This window comes from Streptosporangium canum, from assembly GCF_900113865.1.
Lineage (GTDB): Bacteria > Actinomycetota > Actinomycetes > Streptosporangiales > Streptosporangiaceae > Streptosporangium > Streptosporangium canum.
The window spans coordinates 301,087-316,751 of the sequence record NZ_FOQY01000005.1 but is presented as its reverse complement, the minus strand read 5'-3'; the positions used below and the strand labels follow the sequence as shown (position 1 = coordinate 316,751).

Sequence of the window (15,665 nt, the reverse complement as noted above, 5' to 3'; positions counted from 1 at the left end):
GATATCCGAGAGTGATCGAACCGGCACTCATCGTGATCATTTCGGGAGTGGCGTCCCCCGCCGTCCCCTCGCACCCGACAGGAACCGCTCGGCCAGCTCACAGGTGCCCTCGGTGTAGCCGGCGCCGAGCTCGGCGGCGATGTCCACGCCGGTGTGCGTGCCGATCCAGGCGACCAGCAGCAGGCGGCGGAACATGATGAAGGTCCAGATCTCGGCCTCGTCCCCGACCGGCAGGTCGAGGACGGTCCGGTAGCCGCGCACCCAGGCGTCGACCATCTCGGGGACCCGCGGATGGTGCTCGATGAAGCTGAGCGCGGCGGCCAGGTCGTAGAGGTACCAGCCGAAGCCGCAGTCGTCGAAGTCGATGACGCTGGGCGTCCCGTCGCCCACCACCAGCAGGTTGGCCAGGCGCAGGTCGGCGTGGATCAGGCCGTAGCGGCCGGCGTCCCGGCCGAACCGGTCCAGCCGCTCGCGCAGCTCCCCGTCGAGCCGGTCCAGCACGGCCCGCGCCTCCGGGCCCATCCCCGCACCGTCCTGCCAGCGGCCCCACCGCGACTCGGCGCCGAGGGCGGCGTCGTAGTCCCAGTGGAATCGGGTGAACCCCGCCGGACGCGGCCAGCTCCGCGCGTGCCGGTGCATCCGCGCGGTGATCGCGCCGAGCCGTTCGAAGTCGGGCACCAGCCGCTCCCGCGGCGGCTCGGCCCCGGGCAGGAACTCGAACATCACGCAGTCACGGGGCTGCGCGCCGGGGACGGTCACCACCCGGGAGCCGTCCGGCGCCGGGAGCACGCGCGGCGTCCTGACCCCGGCCTCCTCCCGGAGCGCCTCCAGCCAGGCGAGCTCGGACAGGATCGCCGGGGTGGCGTGGTAGCCGAGGCGGTGCACCCGCAGGATGGACCGCGCCCCGGTGGCCGGGTCGTCCACCCGGTAGGTGGCGTTCTCCGACACGTTGACCAGCGTGACCTCGGCGTCCGGCAGGCCGTGGATCCGCACCGCCTCGCGGGCGGCGTCGTGCACGCGGGCCAGCACGCCGCCTCCGGCGGACAGGTCGTGGGCCTGCACGGATTCTCCCTTCACGTACGCAGATCTTCGGATCCCGTATGAGATCTTGCACCGCCCGGCGGCGACGGATACAAACCGAATTGTCCACTGCTAACCCTTGGCGGGTTAAGGAGCCTATTGAACCTCGAACTCGCGCTGCGCATGTGTGAGGCCTCGGTGAAACAGGCCTGGCGGGAAGGGGCCCTCGTCTCGGTGGCGGTGGTCGACGCGGGCGGCCATCTGGTCGCCTTCCAGCGGATGGACGGCTCGGAGATCGCCGGCCCGGCCCTGGCCTCCGGCAAGGCCTACACCGCGGTGGCCCACCGGATGTCCACCGCCGACCTCGCGCCGCTGGTCGTGCCGGGCGGAGAGCTGTACGGCCTCGCCGGAGACCGGTACGTGTGCTTCGGCGGAGGCATCCCGCTCCGGGACTCCGGCGAGGGCCGGCGGGTGGTGGGCGCGGTCGGCGTCAGCGGCGGCACCGTCGCCCAGGACGTGGCCTGCGCCGAGGCCGCCGCCGCGCTCTGGGACGGAGGGTAGGCGAACCGGGGGCGAGGCTCTGCGGGACGGGGAGTAGGCGGACGTGCTGCGAGGCTCTGGGACGGAGGGTGGGCGAACGGAGTGCCAGAAGGACGCGGGCGGCCCGGACGGAGCCGGAAGACCCGGCGCCCGGGACGGATCCACCACCGGGTGGCGTGTTACTCCCGGTACCGCTGGGGCAGAGGCGGCCTTGCCCCAGGCGGTGATCGCCTGACCGGTCTCACTCCGTGGAGGATCTCGTGAACGTTCTCGTGCTGCTCGCCCTGGTCTGCTTCCTGGCCGCCACGATCTGGGCCGCCATCGGCCGGTCCTGGCCGGTGGCGCTGCTCTCGGCCGGCGCGTTCCTGATCACGCTGTCCGGCACGTCGCTGATCGACGGTTAGACGACTCCCTTGTCCCGCAGGGCGGCGAGGTCCTCGGAGGTCAGACCGAGTGCGCCGAGGACCTCGCCGGTGTCGGCGCCGTGCGGGCGGCCGGTCCAGCGGATCTCGCCGGGGGTGCCGGTGAGGCGGAACATGACGTTCTGCATCCGTAGCGGACCGAGCTCGGGGTCCTCGACGGTGGTGATCGCGTCCAGGGCCGCCAGCTGCGGGTCGGCCATGATGTCGCGCACGTCGTAGACGGGGGCGACCGCCGCCTGGGCCCCCTCGAAGGCGGCCATGACCTCCTCGCGGGTGTGCTCGGCCACCCAGGCCGCGACGGCGCCGTCCAGCTCGTCGGCGTGCGCGACCCGGCCCGACCCGCTGGCGAACCACGGCTCGCCGATCACCTCGGGGCGGCCGACCAGGATCATCACCCGCTCGGCGATGCTCTGCGCCGAGGTGGAGACCGCGACCCAGGAGCCGTCCTTGCAGCGGTAGGTGTTGCGGGGGGCGTTGTTGACCGAGCGGTTGCCGGTGCGCGGCGGGACGACGCCGAGCTGGTCGTAGATGGTGGGCTGGGCGCCGAGCACGGTCAGGATCGGCTCGATGATCGACAGGTCGACCACCTGCCCCCTGCCCGAGCGCAGCGCGGTCATCACCGCGAAGGCCGTGGCGAGGGCGCAGATTCCGTCGGCCAGGCCGAACGGCGGCAGCGTCGGCGGGCCGTCCGGCTCCCCGGTCATCGCCGCGAACCCGCTCATCGCCTCGGCGAGCGTGCCGAAGCCGGGCCGCTTCGCGTAGGGGCCGAACTGCCCGAACCCGGTCACCCTGGCCAGCACCAGGTCGGGGTTGGCCTCGCTGAGGCGCTCGTAGGAGAGGTTCCAGCGCTCCAGCGTCCCCGGCCGGAAGTTCTCGATCACCACGTCGGCCTCGCGCACCAGCTCCACCAGCAGGTCCTGGCCCTCGACGGTGGAGAGGTTGAGCGTGATCGCGCGCTTGTTGCGGCCGAGCATCTTCCACCACAGCCCCTCCGGGCCGTGGCCGCGCGAGGGGTCGGGCTTGGCCGGGTGCTCGACCTTGATCACCTCGGCTCCGTAGTCGCCGAGCAGCATCGCCGCCATCGGTCCGGCGAACAGGGTCGCCAGGTCCAGCACGCGGACACCTTCCAGGGCCTTCACATGTCCTCCAGGCAGCGCAAGCCGATCATCGGCGATGATCCGGGACGGGGGTGGGGGCGACGCGGGGGGCACGGACCCGGCTCTCCCCCGCGACGCCGGTACGGCGGGCCGTGAGCCGGCCGTCAGCCATCGGAACGGGCGAGGCTCTGGTCGATCTCGGCGCGGTCCGGCATCGAGGTGCTGGCCCCCTCCCGCTGGACGGACAGGGCCGCGGCCGCGCCGGCGAACCGGACGGCCCGGTCGGGGGACTGCCGCTCGACGTGGGCGGCGGCGAGCGCCCCCACGAACGTGTCGCCCGCCGCGGTGGTGTCCACCGCCCGCACCTCGGGCGCCCGGACGTGCACGGCCGGGCCGGCGCCGGGCGCGGCGGTCAGCGCGCCGCGTGACCCCAGGGTGATGATGACCCAGCCGACCCGGGTCCTCAGCTCCCGCACCGCCTCCTCGTGGTCGGCCAGCCCGGTGATCGCCGCGGCCTCGTGCTCGTTGGCGACGAGGATGTCCACGGCGTCCAGCAGCTCGTCGGGGAGCGGCTGGACCGGGGCGGGGGTGAGGATCACCGTGGTCCCCGCCGCGCGGGCGGCGCGGGCGGCGGCGGTGACCGCCTCGATGGGGAGTTCGAGCTGCAGCAGGAGGACGTCGGAGCGGGCGATGACCTCCAGCTCCGCCTCGGAGGGCGCGGTCACCGCGCCGTTGGCGCCGGGGACCACGATGATGGAGTTGCCCCCCTGGCCGTCGACCACGATCTGGGCGATGCCCGAGGGGCCCGGGACGGTGCGCAGACCGCTGACGTCGACCCCGGCCCCGGCCAGCGTCCGGCGCAGCTCGGGCCCGAAGGCGTCGTCGCCCACGGCGCCGAGGAAGACGACCTCGGCTCCGGCGCGCGCGGCGGCGATGGCCTGGTTGGCGCCCTTGCCGCCGGGGACCGTGCGGAACTCCCGGCCGGTCACGGTCTCGCCGAGCCCGGGAGCGGCCTCGACGTAGGCCACCAGGTCCATGTTGGCACTGCCGAATACCGAGATCATGATTCCTCCGTCGCCAGAGCCAGCGTACGGCCCGCCAGCTCGTCCAGGCCGATGCCGTCGAACCCGGTGACGCTGCTGGACAGCCGGTTCTTCAACGACCACTCCGGCGGGATCGCGGACGCGCCGCGCAGCGCGCCGGCGATCGAGCCCACGGTCGCCCCGGCCGAGTCGGTGTCCCAGCCACCCGCCACCGCCCCGGCGATCGAGGCGGTGAAGTCGCCCCGGCCGTGCACCAGCGCGGCCGTGATCAGCGCGGCGTTGTTGATCGTGTGAACCCAGTGCAGGGCTCCGTGACGCTCGTGGAGCCGGTCGACGACCCGCTCGAAGTCCGCTTCCCCGCGCGCGTCCTCGGCGGCCTGCCGTACGGCGACGGCCAGCCGGGACTCCGGCGGGATCACGGCGAGACCGGCGGCGACCACCTCCTCGACGGAGGAGGCCACCAGCGCCGCGGCGCACATCGCGGCCACGAACATGGAGCCGTAGATCCCGTTGGCGGTGTGGCTGAGCCGGGCGTCGCGCCAGGCGAACTCCGCGGCCGTCGCCGGATCGCCCGGGTTGACCCAGCCGTAGACGTCGGCTCTGATCAGCGCGCCGATCCACTCCCTGAACGGGTTGCGGAAGGTCGCCGTGGAGGCGGGGACGGCTCCGCCCCGCCGATCCCCGGCGTCCCCGCCGGCCGGCGGATCGCGGAAGGCGGGATGCCCGCCCTCCGCGGCGGGCGGTTCCAGGCCCGTCAGCAGGTTGCGGTAGGCGGCGCGCTCGGCGGTGAACACCCGCCCGCCGGGCAGCTCGTCCAGCCAGAGCTGGGCGACGTTCTCGGTGGTGAAGGCGCGGCCGTGCCGTTCCAGCAGGGCCAGCGCGAGCAGTGCGAAGTTGAGGTCGTCGTCCTCGGGGACGCCGTCGATGTTCTCGGCGAGGCTGTTGACCGCGCTGCGCCGGTTCCACGGCCACCGGGCGCCGATCTCGGCGGGCAGGCCCTCGGCGGTGAACCAGCCGCGGATGGGCCAGTTCCCCGTCGCCTCGGCGATCGCCCTGATCCCCTCCCGGGGGATCTTCTCCACCGGCTTGCCCAGCACGCATCCCGCCGCCCGGCCGAGCCACGCCCCCAGCATCCGGTCCAGGACCCGCGGGTCCGGGGAGCCGGCCGCCGGCCCGCCGCCGAGCACGGCGCCGGCCGCCCCCGGTGAGCGCCGCGGACCGGACGGCCAGGCCGGGCAGGCCGCGACGATCCCGGCCAGGGTCGAGGGCTCGGGGAGCGGGGAGGGGAGCGCGGCCAGCTCGTCGAGCAGGTCCTCGGCCAGGCGGCGCAGCCGTACCGGGGGGACCTCGGGCGAGGCCCCCGCCCGGGGCGGTGCGTCGTGCCCGCCCGCGGCGTGCCAGCGCGCGGCGATCTCCGTCACCTCGCGGCCGTCCTCGGCGGCCTGCCGCAGCTCGTGCCCGACCAGGTCCTCCGGCTGCACCCAGGTCAGCCTGATCATCCGGCGTCTCCGAGGAGGGCGGCGAAGGCGGACTCGTGGGCGCGGCGGCGCTCCAGGTCGGCGGTGTGGATGCGGCGGGCGACCCGGGCCAGGGCCAGGCCGGGGGTGACCAGGTCGGTGCGGCTGGCGGTGGCGATCTGGTCGAGCCAGTCGGCGGGGACCGCCTCGCGCCCGCCGAGGGCGCCGGCGATGGCGCCGCCCATGGAGGCGATGGAGTCGGCGTCGCGGCCGTAGTTGACGCCGCCGAGGACGGTGTCGCGGTAGCCGCCCTTGGCGATCAGCAGGAACGCCAGGGCGAGCGGGAGCTCCTCGATGCTGTGCTGGCGGCTCGGGCGACGAGCTCCGAGCCCCTGGTCGCGGTAGGTGTCGGCGACGGTGTCGTAGGGCTTCATGGCCGCGCGCAGCGTCTCGAAGGAGCCGTCCCAGTGTCCGAGGCCGCGGGCCGCCGAGCAGACCGCGTCGATGGCCGCCGCCGTGCCGTCCCGGGCGAGCCGCAGGCAGGTGGCGACCACCGAGTCGGCCGTCGCGCCCGGCCGCATGGCCTCGGCCACCGCGGCGGCGAGCACCCCGGCCGCCTCCCGGCCGTAACTGGACTGGTGGGCGCCGGCCAGCTCGATCGCCTCGGCGTAGGCGGCGTCGGGGTCGGCGGCGTTCACCACGCCGACCGGCGCCATGTACATCGCCGCGCCGCAGTTCACGATGTTGCCGACCCCGGCCTCACGCGGGTCCACGTGGCCGTAGTGCAGCCGCAGCACCAGCCACTTCTCCGCCAGGAAGACCCGGTGCAGTGGGAGCGCCTCGGTCTCCAGCTCGGGGATCCAGCGCTTCTCGCCCATCATCTCCGGCACCAGGTGATCGGCCGCCGCGTAGGCGTCCAGGTGGCCGCCGACCCGCTCGTAGACCCGGATCAGCGCGTGCGTCATCAAGGTGTCGTCGGTGATGTGGCCGTCGCCCTTGTGGTAGGGCGCGATGGGCCGGGCGTTCCGCCAGTCCTCGAAGAACGGCGGGACCAGGCCCTCGACGTGCCCGCCGTAGCGCTCGCTGATCTGCTCGGGCGTCCACCCCTCGGTGGCGCCGCCGAGCGCGTCGCCCACCGCGGCGCCCGCCACGCATCCGACGGCCCTGTCCTCAAGCCCGCCCGCGGTCACACTCACCGGCGTACCCTCCTCACCTGCAGCACTCATCTACATCCTTCCAGCGTGGAGACCCCAGGCTTCAGCTCTGGGGCGGAAACGCGGCGCGGTGCCACGTGGTTCGGTCAGGAGACCCGGCGGGTGAAGGCCGCAATCCCCCGGCTCAGCCGTGGGGAGGATGTCAAGCGATCCATCCCCTCGCGATGTCCAGTAGATCGACGCCCGCCAGCTCGGGCAGGCAGCAGCCGGTCAGGGTGGTGCTCCACCCTGGCGGCAGCGCGCCGTGGCCGGTGAACGCGCCGGTCAGCGCGCCGGTCAGCGCGGGCGCGGAGTCCGCCGCGGCGGCCAGGCAGGCGGCGGCCGGCACGGCGGTGCCCGGCGAGCCGCCGGAGACCTCCGCCAGCGCGAGAGCCACCGGGAACGTCTCGGCGGCGGCGACCCCGTAGCTGTAGACGTGGTCGAACAGCGCCGCGTCCAGGGCGGGCACCGCCCCGAACGGGTCGCCCGCGCGGCGCGCGACCGCGAGCGCGGTGCGGGTCGCGCGGCCGATGACGGTGTCGTCGGGGAGCGCGTCCAGCGCGGCCTCCACGGCGTCGCCCATCTGCCCGCCGTCGACCAGGACGCCGATCGCGCGGGCCATCGCGACGGCGCCGAGTACGCCGTCGCCGGCGTTGGTGACCTGGGCGTCGGCCGTCGGGTCCAGCCCTCTGGCCCCGAAGGCGACCGCCCGCACGACCGCGGCGTCGTCGAAGAAGTGCGGGTTGTCGTGGCCGCTGGCGGGAGGGCCGAGGCCGCGCGCGAGGTTGTCCAGCGCGGTCCGCACCGAGATCCGCGCCCTGAGGTCGTCCCGGCCGGCGAGGCCGGTGAACGCCTCCGCCCGGTCCTGGTCGATGGTGAGCGCGGTCCAGGCGAGCCACTCGGCGTCGTCGGACGGCCCGATCACCAGCGGCGCGACCGGCTGGTTGAGTGCGAACGGCACCGGCAGCGCGGTCACCCGGTGCTCCTCGGCGAAGGCGTCGAGCTCGCGGTGGAGCCGCCTGCTCCACGGCGCGTGCACCCCGGCCCGGTGCCGCGACGACGGCCACCCCGCCGCGTCGCCGATCGCCACCCCGGCGAACGCCCCCAGGATCCTGTCCCCCGGCATCATCGCCCTACGTCCCTTCCACGAGCTGATCGGCCACGTCGAGCACGTGCCGTCCTGCGGTCACCGGCAGGCATCGTCCCTCGACCGGGCCGATCTGCCGTGCCCACCGTTCCGGCACCGCCGCCTCACCGCGTCCCGCGCCGGCCAGGGCGCCCGCGATGGCGGCGGTGGTGTCGGCGTCCCGTCCCAGGTTCGCCGCGACCACCACGGACTCCTCCACCTCTCCCCCGCCCAGCAGGTAGGCGGCGAAGGCCAGGGCGACGGCTTCGGGGGCCAGGTCCGTCCACGGGTAGTGCCGGACCACGACCGCCTCGTGCAGCCGCGCGGCGACCCCGCCGGATCCGGCGGGGTCCAGGACGATCTCCCGGGCCCGGTTGACGTTGCGGGCGGTCCACGAGTCCTCGGGGATCACGGCGAGTCCGGCCGCGACCACCTCCTGCGGGGAGGCGCCCGTCATCGCGGCGGCCACCGCCCCGGCGACCGCGCGGCCGCCGAGAATGCCCTCGCCCGCGTTGCTCACGCTGCCGTCGATCTCCACCAGGCGGGCGGCCTCGCCGGGGTCTCCGGCGGCGAAGATCCCGTACGGCGCCGCGCGCATGGCCAGGCCGTCCGACCAGCCGTGCCGGTGCCACTGGCCGGTCAGCGGCGGTTCGAGGCCCCGGCGGAGCGCCTGGACGGCGCCGAGCTCGGAGAAGCCCGCCCCCTTCATGGGGCCGTCGATCAGCGGGATGATCTCCTGGCGGTAGGCCAGCGCGACGTCCTGCGGGGTCAGCGCGTGCCCGTGCCGCGCGAGCAGGGAGGCCGCGAAGATGGTGTATTCGGTGTCGTCGGTGCCCCCGCCGTCGATCTCGGTCAGCCTGCCCCAGCGGGCGGCGATCTGCTCAGGAGAGAGGTTCTCCGCCGGGCGCCCGAGGGCGTCGCCGGCCGCGAGGCCGAGCAGACACCCCCGGGCGCGCCCCCGATGTGTCAAGGTCACTTGTTGTACCGCTCCAGCACCTTGTTGCCCTCGTCGACCAGCTTCTTCGCCGTCTCGTCAAGGGTGATCTTGTTGGCGAAGTACTGCTGCAGCGCCGGCGTGGCCACCTTGCTCTTCCACTCGTCGAAGCCGTTGACCTTCAGGAACGGCGCGACCACGAGGTTCTTGACCGATGCGGTCGCCACGTTCCAGCCGTTCTCCTCGGTCGTCATGGCCGGGTCGCCCGCGGCCTTGACCGAGGTCGGCAGCAGCCAGTCGCCCTTGGCGAGCTTGACCTGGTTCGGGCCGTTCAGGAAGAAGGAGATGAACTTCAGCGACTGCTCGGGATACTTGCTGTCGGTGGCGACCGACAGCGTCTGCGAGACGGCGCCCTGCTCGGCGGTGGCGCCCTTCAGCGGCGGGAGGGTGATCCACTCGAAGCCGTCCGGCGCCTGCTCCACGACCTGCTGGCGCAGGTAGACGCCGACGGGCAGCATCGCGTACTTGCCGGCGTAGAAGCCGGGCAGCGGGTCGGCGGAGCCCATGCCGAGCGCGGACGGGTCGGCGGACTTGTCCTTGTGGAGCTGGTCGTGGATGCGCTGGAGCACCTCGCGCTCCTCGGCGCCCACCTTGACCGTCGTCTTGCCGGCGGCGTCGGTCTGGAAGAACGTGCCACCGAAGTTCAGGCCCAGGTTGAGCACCTTGTTGACCGGCGACTTCATCGGCCAGGCGACGCCGTAGGAGTCACCCTTGGTGAGCTTCTTGGAGATCTCGGCGAACTCGTCCCACGTCCACGGGCTGTCCGGGGTCGGGACGCGCACGCCCGCCTTGTCGAGCAGCTTCTTGTTGCCGATGATGACCTGCGACTCCTGCAGGAACGGCACGCCGTACACGCCCTGCCCGCCCTTGCCGTCGCCGAAGGTGACGGTGTCCCAGGCGGCCTGCGGGATGTCGCTCTTCAGCTCGGCCGGAACCTTGTCCGTGAGGTCCAGCAGGTAGCCGCGGTTGGCGAAGCCGGACAGCGCCGGGGAGTCGTCGTGGATGACGTCCGGGGGGTCGCCCGCCTCGAAGGAGGTGACGAGCTGGTCGTTGACGTTGTCCCAGCTCCCCTGGATGTACTCGACCTGGATCTTGGGGTTGGCCTTGTTCCACTCCTCGACGAGCTGCTTGTTGGCGGCGATCGACTCCTTCTGCCAGGCGAGGCTCTGGAATTTGATCTTCACCGGCTCGTCGGGGGCGGCCGCGGGCGATTCCGAACCGCATCCGGCGGCCAGAACGAGGAGGCCTGCGGCCAGCACGACCCTCTTGCGCATATGACTTCTCCTATCGGGGGGTGGGCTGTCTATCCCTTGACGGCCCCGGCCATCAGGCCGGACCTCAGCCGTCGCTGGATGAACGCGAAGAACACCAGGCTCGGGATCGTCGCCAGAAGCGAGGCTGCGGCGAGCGGCCCGAGGCGCACGACCCCTTCCGCGCCGGTGAACTTCACCAGCGTCAGCGGCAGGGTCGCCACATCCGGGTCCTTGAGGACGATCAAGGCGAACAGGAACTCGTTCCAGGAGGAGATGAACGAGAACAGCAGGGTCGCGACCACGCCGGGCGCCAGCAGCGGGGCCACGACGCTCAGCAGCGACCGCACCCGCCCGGCCCCGTCCACCGCGGCGGCCTCCTCCAGCTCACGCGGTACGGCGCGCACGTATCCCTGGAGCATCCACAGCGCGAACGGCAGCGTGAAGGTGATGTGCACGACGGTCAGGCCGGCCAGCGTGTTCACCAGGTCCAGCCTGCGCAGCACCATGAACAGCGGGATGATGATCAGGATGAACGGGAAGACCTGGCTGACCAGCACCCACCCGATCGCGATCCGGTTGACCATCGACCGGTGCCGGGCCAGCGCGTAGGCGGCGGGCAGCGCCAGGATCACGGTGAGCACCGCGCTGACCACCGCGACGACGAGACTGCGCACCCCGCTGCCGACCAGGTCCTGCTCCGCGAAGGCGTCGGTGAAGTTGGTCAGCGTCGGTGAGCGCGGGATCCATGTCGGGTCCAGGCTCGCCATCTCCTGCGGCGTCTTCAGCGCCGTGGACAGCAGCCAGACCAGCGGGAACGCCAGGAAGACGATGTAGCCGGCCAGGGCCAGATAGCGCAATGCCTTGCCCATGTCAGCTCGCCTCCCGCATCTGCCGCCAGAGGTAGACGCCCAGCACGGCCAGCACGACGATCACGATCGCCACGCCCAGAGTGGCCGCGTAGCCGAAGAAGCCGTAGCGGAAGGCCTCCTCGTAGGCGAACAGCATCGGCAGGCGGGTCTGGCCTCCCGGGCCGCCCTGCGTGAGAACGTAGACCAGCCCGAACTGGTTGATGTTCCAGACGAAGTCCAGGGAGGTGATGGCCACGATGACCGGGCGGAGCTGGGGCAGCGTGATGTTCCAGAACCTGCGCCAGACGCCCGCGCCGTCCACCTCGACCGCCTCGTACAGCTCCTTGGGGACGCCCTGCAGCCCGGCCAGCAGCACCACCGTGGTCTGCGGCATGCCGGTCCAGATCCCGACGACGATCACCGCGGGCAGCGCGATGGAGAAGTCGTTGAGCCAGTCGATCTCGGTGCCCAGCATGCTGTTGAGGATTCCGGCGTCCGGATGGTAGACCAGCCGCCACATCAGCCCGATGACCACCGGCGGCATCGCCCACGGCACCATGGCCAGCACCCGGGCGAACCCCCGGAACCGCATCTCCTGGTTGAGCAGCAGCGCCAGCCCCAGCGACGCCAGGAACTGCAGCACGGTCACCGAGACCGCCCAGATCATCCCGATCCGGAACGACGCCCAGAAGTCACCGTCGCTCAGCAGGTCCCCGAAGTTCGACAGGCCGACGAAGGAGGTGACCGCGTTGCGCCCGGAGCGCGCGTCGGTGAAGGCCAGGAAGATTCCGTAGAGCAGCGGCCCCACGCTGAACACCAGCACGGGCACCAGGGCGGGCAGCATCAGCAGCAGCGCCTCGCGCCCCTGCCGGCCGCCCTTGCGGGGCTTCTTCGGGGGCGCCGTCCTGACCGGCCGGTCGGCGGTGAGGGTCACGTGGTCTCCTCTCCCACAGTCGAGGCCCGGACCATGAGGCGGGGCGGCACCGTGACCACCTTGGGGTCGCGGTCGCCGTTGCCCAGCCGGTCCAGGAGCAGTTCGGCCGCCAGCCGGCCACGCTCGGCCGAGCCGAGGGAGATGCTGGTCAGTGAGGGCCAGGCGACGGCGGCCAGGTCGATGTCGTCCATGCCGGCCACCGCCACGTCCTCCGGCACCCGGCGGCCCGCCCGGCGCAGGACGTCCAGCGCGCCGAGCGCGATCAGGTCGTTGGCGCACAGGACGGCGTCCAGGTCGGGCGCCCTGGCCAGCAGCCGGCTCACCGCCTGCGCCCCCTCGGCGCGGTAGAAGTCGCCGATCTCCACCAGGTTCTCGTCGTACGGCAGGCCGAGCTCCCTGATCCCCTCGGCGTAGGCCGTGGACCGGGCCGAGCCGGGGACCGTGTCCAGCGGGCCGTTGACGAATCCGATACGGCGGCGCCCCAGGGAGCGGAGGTGCTCCAGCGCCAGCCGTACGCCGGTGCGCGAGTCGGTGCGGACGTTGTCCACCCGCGTGCCGTCCGGCACCGAGCCGATGATGACGACGGGGGCGCGGGCCGCCTCGACGGCCTTCAGGTGGGCCTCGCCGATCCGCAGCGGGATCATGATGAGGCCGTCCACGTAGCGCTCTCCGAGGCTGCGGAGAACGTCGATCTCCTCGGCCACGTCCGCGTCCGTGGAGTGCAGCACGAGGCGGTATCCCGCCGCCTTCAGCACCGGCTGGATCTCGCGGACCATCGTCAGGTAGACCGGGTTGCCGATGTCGGCCATGGCGAAGGCCACCTGGTTGGTCCGGCGCGACTTCAGCGACCGGGCCACCGAGTTGGGGACGTATCCCAGCTCGTCGGCCGCGCTGAGCACCCGGCGCACGGTGTCCTCCCGGGTCGGCAGCCCGTTGAGCACGCGGGAGACAGAGGCGATCGAGACGCCCGCCCGCTCCGCGATCGTGGTGATCGTCGGCCCGTCGCTCACAGAGACCACACCTTTCTGTAAACGTTTACTGCGATCTCTGATGATGGGCTGAAAACGTTTACGGGGTTAGGAACATGTAACTCGCCCGTAACGGACGACGTCAAGTCACGATCAAATAACAGCACGTCAGGGGGGCCTCACCGCTCAGGGACCTCCGATCGAACCACGTCTTGAGCGCCCCCGGAGGCGGACCGGCACTCCGCACCCACAGCGAGATCAACCCCCGCCCGCCGGCCCCCTCCTCGGCCGCCGGCCGCCGCGTCCGCCGGACCGCCCCGCACCCGCCGGATAAATGACGAATACGCGCAATGAAGAGTAGTCAATCCGATTTATCCATGTAATCGACAACAGACGCTGCCACACCTTTTGTCTCTTCGCTTTTGTCATTCGATTAACCTGTCCGCGGTGCCGCAGATGAACGGCAGGGTAGGCACGGATCGGCCGTTTCATTCAGAACGGGCGGAGACGCAGCTCAATCACTCCGGCCCCTGACGGAACGGCTCGGGGAGAAATGCCATGAACGGCGGAGGATACACCCGCCCCCGGCACCTTCTCCGCTGATTTGCAGATTAAAGCCATATGTCCGATTCAGCTCCGCGTGAAGTTCATCAGGGGGATCCGTGCGGCATTTTCGACGACGCGCACCGCTGGCCGCCGCCATCGGCCTCGTCACCGCTGCTTTCACCGGTGTCGCGGCCCAGGCCGCCACCGGCACCTATCCGACCTCCGGTCCGCCCGGCGCCTACTGCCCGTCCGCCTCGGCCGCCGGGGTGCCGGTCGCGGCGGGCCTCCCGTGTGCGGCCCCGATCGCGCGGCCACGCCCCACGCCGGCCGCGGACGCCGTGCCCGCCGCCCATCCGGAGACCTCCGGCCAGACGGCCCCCACGGCGGACGGCAAACCCGCCAAGCAGGTCTGCGGGCCGCCGTACCTGGACGACGACCCGATCCTCGGGCCGAAGTACCTTCCGGAGGACGGGCCGCTCGGCAAGATCCTGCGTGACTACAAGCCGCTGAACGGGGTCTCCCCGCAGGAGTTCATCGACCGCTACTGGGACCAGGGCGCCAACTGGTGGCGCTACCCGCAGGACTACGGCTTCGCCCACTCCGGCGGCTACGCCAACGGCAAGCTGCTGGTGCGGACGGTGACGCTGCCGGTCGGCACGGACCTCGACCGTTTCGGCGGCGAGCAGGGCTCCTTCGTCTCTCCGCTCGGCGCGTCCTACGCCGGGCGCGCGCTGCCGCCGAACAATCTCAACACCTTTCAGGCGGCCCCGAAATACCTCTGCAACTATCACACTTACAAAGTGACAAAGGAATTCAAAGTGGATGGCGGTCCGGCCGCCCCGGCATTCCAGCAGGAAGGCGCCGGGCGGCAGTACCACTTGGTGAGCAAATACATTCCCGAAGCGCCCCAGGCGACCGGGGAGGTGTCCGTGGCCTGGCTGCTCGACAACGGATATCTGAAATCGTCGAACTGAGCGTCTCCGCCGGAAAGGGGGCCGCCGGATCCCGCGGTCCCCTTCACCTTCACCGGGGCTCTCCAGCCCTCCCGGCCGTCGTGCGCGGGTCGGCCGGGCTCGCGGCCCGCTGTTCCCGCCGGGGTCACGCCGCGCTCATGGCCGGCCGATCACGTTGTGGACCTGGTCGAATGGTGCTGGGCCGAAAATTCACCGAACGGCGGGTACCACTGTTCAGGAGGAGCCGACCAGGTCGTGAGCGGCCTGGGCGAAGGCGCGGACCCGAGCGGTGGCGCCGTCGGTCCGCCACAGCAGGCCCCATCGCAGTGGTGGGGCGTCGCCGATGGGGATGTAGGCGACGTCGGGGCGCGCGTAGTAGCGCCTGGCCTGGGCGCCGACGGGAAAGGCTCCGTGGCCGGCGCCGATGAGTGTGAGCATCTCGTTGAACGTCGAGGCGGAGGGGCCGGGCTCGATCGGCCGGCCCGCAGGAGTGGCGCGCGGAGTGCGGTCCTCGCGCAGCGAGACGGGCAGGGTGTCGGGTAGCTGGAGGAGCCTCACCCCGGCCAGATCGTCGAGCGAGACCGACGTACGGCGGGCGAACGGATGCTGGGACGGCACCGCGAGCATGCGCGTTTCGGACACCAGCACCGGACCGGTGGCGATATCCGGCTCGTCGATGGGGAACGTGCCCAGCGCGAGATCGACCTGGCCGTCGCGCAGCCAGGGCATCAGATCGACCATCTGCGCTTCGCGGAGCCGGACATCGCAGTCCGGCAGGCGCCGGCGGAACACCTCGGCGGCCCCGGCGAGCAGTTGCCCGCCCGCAGCGCCGACGAAGGCCACCCGCAGGGTGCCGGTCAGGCCGCGGCCGGTGTCGACAGCCCGCGCGAACGCCGCGGCGATCTGGTCCCAGGCGGGTCGTACCTCCTCGTACAGCTGCCGGCCCGCTGCGGTCAACTCCACCCGGCGGCTGGTACGGGTGAACAACGGCACGCCGGTCCGGCGCTCCAGCTTGGCGATCGTTTGGCTGATCCGGGCGGTGGACACGCGCAGGCGCTCGGCGGTGCGGCCGAAATGCAACTCCTCAGCCAGGGCCAGGAACGCCTCCAGCTCATGGCGTTCCAGCATGAAACCCCCAGATCGTTAACTCCAGCTTCACGATTCTTACACAGGGCCGCATTGATCGGCTCTTCGTCCCAGACGAAGGTGGTACTCACCGATCATCACTGCGACCTGCGCGGGAGCAAGCAATGCACGTCACCGCGGAGCAC

15 protein-coding genes are annotated in these 15,665 nt (G+C 72.1%); 3 read left to right on the top strand and 12 right to left on the bottom strand.

Annotation, left to right across the window (positions count from 1 at the left end; all coding sequences use genetic code 11):
- Nucleotides 1-36: 36 nt before the first annotated feature.
- Complete coding sequence (locus BM085_RS10240) at nucleotides 37-1,062, bottom strand: phosphotransferase enzyme family protein (RefSeq protein WP_218158669.1); 1,026 nt, start codon at nucleotides 1,060-1,062, stop codon at nucleotides 37-39.
- A gap of 117 nt (nucleotides 1,063-1,179) precedes the next feature.
- On the opposite strand from BM085_RS10240, the gene BM085_RS10235 reads away from it, so the two are divergent.
- Nucleotides 1,180-1,581: a GlcG/HbpS family heme-binding protein gene (locus tag BM085_RS10235; RefSeq protein ID WP_031165582.1), complete on the top strand. Its 402-nt coding sequence runs from the start codon at nucleotides 1,180-1,182 to the stop codon at nucleotides 1,579-1,581.
- A gap of 239 nt (nucleotides 1,582-1,820) precedes the next feature.
- Entirely contained in the window at nucleotides 1,821-1,964 is a 144-nt protein-coding gene (locus tag BM085_RS44300; protein ID WP_165781490.1) for a hypothetical protein, read from the top strand.
- Here the strand turns inward: BM085_RS44300 and BM085_RS10230 are convergent.
- The 10 genes from BM085_RS10230 to BM085_RS10185 form a co-directional block, all read right to left on the bottom strand.
- Nucleotides 1,961-3,121, bottom strand: coding sequence for a CaiB/BaiF CoA transferase family protein (locus BM085_RS10230; protein WP_093886760.1), 1,161 nt, complete (start codon nucleotides 3,119-3,121; stop codon nucleotides 1,961-1,963). The two genes, BM085_RS44300 and BM085_RS10230, sit on opposite strands and share 4 nt — an antisense overlap.
- 122 nt (nucleotides 3,122-3,243) lie before the next feature.
- The gene (gene rbsK, locus BM085_RS10225) at nucleotides 3,244-4,143 is read right to left on the bottom strand and encodes a ribokinase (protein WP_093886759.1); all 900 of its coding nucleotides are present in this window, start codon (nucleotides 4,141-4,143) and stop codon (nucleotides 3,244-3,246) included.
- Nucleotides 4,140-5,621, bottom strand: a complete 1,482-nt coding sequence (locus BM085_RS10220) for an ADP-ribosylglycohydrolase family protein (RefSeq protein ID WP_093886758.1) — start codon at nucleotides 5,619-5,621, stop codon at nucleotides 4,140-4,142. Before BM085_RS10220 ends, rbsK begins: the two co-directional genes overlap by 4 nt.
- A complete protein-coding gene (locus BM085_RS10215) occupies nucleotides 5,618-6,775 on the bottom strand; it encodes an ADP-ribosylglycohydrolase family protein (protein WP_218158668.1) in 1,158 nt (385 codons plus the stop codon). Before BM085_RS10215 ends, BM085_RS10220 begins: the two co-directional genes overlap by 4 nt.
- Nucleotides 6,776-6,935: 160 nt before the next feature.
- The gene (locus BM085_RS10210) at nucleotides 6,936-7,901 is read right to left on the bottom strand and encodes an ADP-ribosylglycohydrolase family protein (protein WP_093886756.1); all 966 of its coding nucleotides are present in this window, start codon (nucleotides 7,899-7,901) and stop codon (nucleotides 6,936-6,938) included.
- A gap of 4 nt (nucleotides 7,902-7,905) precedes the next feature.
- Entirely contained in the window at nucleotides 7,906-8,874 is a 969-nt protein-coding gene (locus BM085_RS10205) for an ADP-ribosylglycohydrolase family protein (RefSeq protein ID WP_093886755.1), read from the bottom strand.
- Nucleotides 8,871-10,166 (bottom strand): ABC transporter substrate-binding protein, encoded by a 1,296-nt coding sequence (locus BM085_RS10200; RefSeq protein ID WP_093886754.1) that lies wholly within the window; start codon nucleotides 10,164-10,166, stop codon nucleotides 8,871-8,873. Before BM085_RS10200 ends, BM085_RS10205 begins: the two co-directional genes overlap by 4 nt.
- A gap of 29 nt (nucleotides 10,167-10,195) precedes the next feature.
- Nucleotides 10,196-11,014 carry a carbohydrate ABC transporter permease gene (locus BM085_RS10195; RefSeq protein WP_093886753.1) on the bottom strand — a complete coding sequence of 273 codons (819 nt, stop codon included), beginning with the start codon at nucleotides 11,012-11,014 and terminating at the stop codon, nucleotides 10,196-10,198.
- A 1-nt stretch (nucleotide 11,015) separates the two neighbouring features.
- Entirely contained in the window at nucleotides 11,016-11,927 is a 912-nt protein-coding gene (locus BM085_RS10190) for a carbohydrate ABC transporter permease (RefSeq protein WP_093886752.1), read from the bottom strand.
- Complete coding sequence (locus tag BM085_RS10185; RefSeq protein ID WP_093886751.1) at nucleotides 11,924-12,937, bottom strand: LacI family DNA-binding transcriptional regulator; 1,014 nt, start codon at nucleotides 12,935-12,937, stop codon at nucleotides 11,924-11,926. The genes BM085_RS10190 and BM085_RS10185 overlap by 4 nt, the downstream gene beginning before the upstream one ends.
- Nucleotides 12,938-13,557: 620 nt before the next feature.
- On the opposite strand from BM085_RS10185, the gene BM085_RS10180 reads away from it, so the two are divergent.
- On the top strand, nucleotides 13,558-14,415 hold the full coding sequence (locus tag BM085_RS10180) for a TNT domain-containing protein (RefSeq protein ID WP_093886750.1): 858 nt from the start codon (nucleotides 13,558-13,560) through the stop codon (nucleotides 14,413-14,415).
- Between the two features lie 213 nt (nucleotides 14,416-14,628).
- Here BM085_RS10180 and BM085_RS10175 read toward each other — a convergent pair whose 3' ends face one another.
- Nucleotides 14,629-15,522 (bottom strand): LysR family transcriptional regulator, encoded by an 894-nt coding sequence (locus BM085_RS10175; RefSeq protein ID WP_093886749.1) that lies wholly within the window; start codon nucleotides 15,520-15,522, stop codon nucleotides 14,629-14,631.
- Between the last annotated feature and the right edge of the window lie 143 nt (nucleotides 15,523-15,665).

Bases quoted from the DNA above. Each gene is read 5' to 3' on its own strand.
- rbsK (WP_093886759.1), bottom strand. From the start codon at position 4,143: ATGATCTCGGTATTCGGCAGTGCCAACATGGACCTGGTGGCCTACGTC.
- BM085_RS10220 (WP_093886758.1), bottom strand. From the start codon at position 5,621: ATGATCAGGCTGACCTGGGTGCAGCCGGAGGACCTGGTCGGGCACGAG.
- BM085_RS10200 (WP_093886754.1), bottom strand. From the start codon at position 10,166: ATGCGCAAGAGGGTCGTGCTGGCCGCAGGCCTCCTCGTTCTGGCCGCC.
- BM085_RS10195 (WP_093886753.1), bottom strand. From the start codon at position 11,014: ATGGGCAAGGCATTGCGCTATCTGGCCCTGGCCGGCTACATCGTCTTC.
- BM085_RS10175 (WP_093886749.1), bottom strand. From the start codon at position 15,522: ATGCTGGAACGCCATGAGCTGGAGGCGTTCCTGGCCCTGGCTGAGGAG.
- BM085_RS10210 (WP_093886756.1), bottom strand. From the start codon at position 7,901: ATGATGCCGGGGGACAGGATCCTGGGGGCGTTCGCCGGGGTGGCGATC.